This window comes from Mesorhizobium sp. M4A.F.Ca.ET.020.02.1.1 (genome assembly GCF_004022645.1).
Taxonomy (GTDB): Bacteria; Pseudomonadota; Alphaproteobacteria; order Rhizobiales; family Rhizobiaceae; genus Mesorhizobium.
The window spans coordinates 1-3,132 of the sequence record NZ_RZOI01000701.1 but is presented as its reverse complement, the minus strand read 5'-3'; the positions used below and the strand labels follow the sequence as shown (position 1 = coordinate 3,132).

At 65.9% G+C, this 3,132-nt stretch carries 3 protein-coding genes and 1 pseudogene; 1 reads left to right on the top strand and 3 read right to left on the bottom strand.

The features are described from left to right. Positions 1-194, bottom strand: a pseudogene (locus EN742_RS29600) (iron-siderophore ABC transporter substrate-binding protein); the annotation flags it as partial. A 205-nt stretch (positions 195-399) separates the two neighbouring features. On the opposite strand from EN742_RS29600, the gene EN742_RS29595 reads away from it, so the two are divergent. Next, positions 400-1,158: a pseudouridine synthase gene (locus EN742_RS29595; protein WP_126056551.1), complete on the top strand. Its 759-nt coding sequence runs from the start codon at positions 400-402 to the stop codon at positions 1,156-1,158. A gap of 164 nt (positions 1,159-1,322) precedes the next feature. Here the strand turns inward: EN742_RS29595 and EN742_RS29590 are convergent, their stop codons facing one another. Both EN742_RS29590 and dctA read right to left on the bottom strand, forming a co-directional pair. Continuing rightward, positions 1,323-1,904 carry a histidine phosphatase family protein gene (locus EN742_RS29590; RefSeq protein WP_126056552.1) on the bottom strand — a complete coding sequence of 194 codons (582 nt, stop codon included), beginning with the start codon at positions 1,902-1,904 and terminating at the stop codon, positions 1,323-1,325. A 135-nt stretch (positions 1,905-2,039) separates the two neighbouring features. Next, positions 2,040-3,132, bottom strand: a 1,093-nt coding sequence (gene dctA / locus EN742_RS29585) for a C4-dicarboxylate transporter DctA (protein ID WP_128333588.1), incomplete at its 5' end; no start/stop codon positions are given.

The window sequence follows — 3,132 nt, the reverse complement described above, 5'->3', positions numbered from 1 at the left end:
GCGATGGCGACCGGCCTGACGCCAAGCATCAGCAGGGTCTCGGCCAACCCGTCGTCGAGGCAGACGATGCGCAGCGGCCGCGCCTCGGCGGAGGCGGCCATGGGCAGCAGGAACAGCCCGAGCGCGGCGCGCCGGGTGATGTTGCCGCGCTTGGTCGTTCGCCTGTCGTTCTCCGGCACGATCCTGGTTTCCATGGACTTCCCGAAATCGGCCTATGCCGCCGATGCCAAGCTGACTATGAAACATGACATCTCCAGTCAACATTTAAGATGACAAAGTCGATCAGGATTTTGCAGCGGCACGATCCAGCTTCCTGAAGACGAATGGAACCCAGGCGGGTTGCGATCCCGCCGCCACCCGTGGCATCTGTCGCCGTCCATCGGGAAAGAACGCCGGATCATGGCACGACCGCAGCATACCACCAGACGCGCTGCGAGCGCGGGTGTCAGCCTCAGTCGCGCGCTGTCGAAGCTTGGGCTGTGCTCGCGCAAGCAGGCCGAGGTACTGATCGCGGAGGGCCGCGTGCGGGTGGCAGGCAAGGTCGCGCGCGATCCATCGCTGCGCATCGATCTCGACCGCGACCGCATCGCGGTTGACGGCGAGCAGGTCGTTGCCGAGCGCAAGGTCTATCTGATGATCAACAAACCGCGCGGGCTGGTCACAACCCGCGACGATCCCGAAGGACGCGGCACGGTCTACGATTGCCTCGAGGGGCTCGACCTGCCCTTCGTGTCGCCCGTCGGGCGGCTGGACAAAGCCAGCGAAGGCCTGCTTTTGATGACCAATGACACGCGCTGGGCGAACGGACTGCTCGATCCGGCCTCGCATGTCGACAAGACCTATCACGTGCAGATCGGCACCGCGCCCGACGACGCCATGCTGGCACGGTTTCGCGACGGCGCGACGGTCGACGGCGAACTGCTGACGGCGCGCTCGATCGAGCTGCTGCGCAGCGGCGGCCGCACGGCCTGGCTGGAGGTCGTGCTCGACGAAGGCCGCAACCGCCAGATCCGCCGGCTACTTGCCGCCTTCGACGTCGAGGTGCTGAGGCTGATCAGGGTGGCTGTCGGGCTCTTACAGCTCGGCGAACTCGCGAAGGGCAAGGCACGGCACCTGACGGTCGAGGAACTGACAATGCTTGAGGGCGACAGCGTCTAGCATTCCCCCTCGCCCGGATCGCCAACCGAATTGCGAAGGGCAATTCGGGGCATGCGACCTCCCCCCGAGGGGAGAGGAGATCAGAGGCGCGGGCGCTTCCTCCTCTTCTCCCCTCGGGGAGAAGGTGGCCGCTAAGCGGCCGGATGAGGGGGACACCCGATCGGCTACCTCTGATTCCACCTGCGGATGACAGGCTCGCTCAAATCGTGCTCATAGCCGAGAACGCTGAGACTCGCCGTGTCCAGCACGAAATGTTCGCCGCCTTCAGGCGGCAGTCCGATCCACCGCGCCGCGAGCACGCGCAGGAAATGCGCGCTCGAAAAGATCAGGACATTGCCAGCGACAACGCGGAGCCCGGCGATGATGGCATCGGCCCTGGCGCCGACATCGGCGGCCTGCTCGCCGCCGGGACAGCCGTCGCGAAACACGTTCCAGCCGGGGCGACCGGCGACAATCTCCTTCGTCGTCACGCCTTCATAGGCGCCGTAGTCCCATTCCTGGAGGTCCGGGTTCTTCACAGCACTTTCCCCGAAGCCGGCAAGTTGGCAGGTGTCGAAGGCACGCTGCGAAGGGCTCGACCACACCGCCTGGAAGGACAGGCCCTTGAGGCGATCGGTGAGGCCGCGGGCGGTCTCCTCACCCTTCGCCGTCAGCGGAATGTCGGTGCGACCGGTGTGCTTGCCCGAGGCGCTCCATTCGGTTTCGCCATGGCGGATCAGGTAGATCTCGGGAAATTTGCTGCTCATTGCCGGCCCCTCGGCGCTGGTGACAAGGCCGGACGACCAGCCCGCGCCAGCCTATGCGGCGACCGGCAAAAAGAACAGGCCGCGACCGGTTTTACCGGCCGCGGCCTCTCCATGCTTGGGAGGCGCCTGACGGGGTCAGGCTGGCTGGAGACCGCCCGACAGCGCCAAGTCGGCTTCTTCCGGCAACTGGCCAGCCATGGCGGCGGCGAATTGCGTCTGGTCGAGCTCGCCTTCCCAGCGCGCCACGACGATGGTGGCCACGGCGTTGCCGACGAAGTTGGTCAGCGCCCGGCATTCCGACATGAAGCGGTCGACACCGAGGATCAGCGCCATGCCGGCGACCGGCACCGAAGGCACGACCGAGAGCGTGGCGGCCAGCGTGATGAAGCCGGCGCCGGTGATGCCGGCGGCACCCTTGGAGCTCAGCATGGCCACCAGCAGCAGCAGGATCTGGTCGCCGAAGGTGAGCGGTGTGTCGGTGGCCTGAGCGATGAACAGCGCGGCCAGCGTCATGTAGATGTTGGTGCCGTCGAGGTTGAAGGAATAGCCGGTCGGGATGACCAGGCCGACCACCGACCGGTTGCAGCCAGCGCGCTCCATCTTGGCCATCAGGCCAGGCAGGGCGGCTTCCGAGGACGAGGTGCCGAGCACCAGCAGCAGCTCTTCCTTGATGTAGCGGATCAGCGCCAGGATCGAGAAGCCGTTGTACCATGCCACCGCGCCGAGCACGACCAGCACGAAGAGCAGCGACGTCAGGTAGAAGGTGCCGATCAGGAAGGCGAGGTTGGCGATCGCGCCGATGCCGTATTTGCCGACGGTGAAAGCCATGGCGCCGAAGGCGCCGATGGGGGCGGCCTTCATCAGGATGGCGACGAGGCGGAAGATCGGCGCGGTGAGCGCCTGCAGGAAGTCGACCACCGGACGACCGCGATCGCCGACCAGGGCCAGCGCGACGCCGAACAACACCGAGAAGAACAACACCTGCAGGATATCGCCCTGCGCGAAGGCGCCAGTGATGGTGTCGGGAATGATGTTCATCAGGAAGCCGACGATGGTCGTGTCATGCGCCTTCTCGGTGAAGGTCGACACCTTGCTGGCGTCGAGCGTCGCCGGATTGATGTGCATGCCGGCGCCGGGCTGGACGACATTGGAGACGACGAGGCCGACGACCAGCGCCAGCGTCGAGAAGAACAGGAAGTAGATCATCGCTTTGCCGGCGACCCGGCCG

Excerpts from the sequence above, each read along its gene's own strand:
- EN742_RS29595 (WP_126056551.1), top strand. The coding sequence starts at position 400 with ATGGCACGACCGCAGCATACCACCAGACGCGCTGCGAGCGCGGGTGTC.
- EN742_RS29590 (WP_126056552.1), bottom strand. The coding sequence starts at position 1,904 with ATGAGCAGCAAATTTCCCGAGATCTACCTGATCCGCCATGGCGAAACC.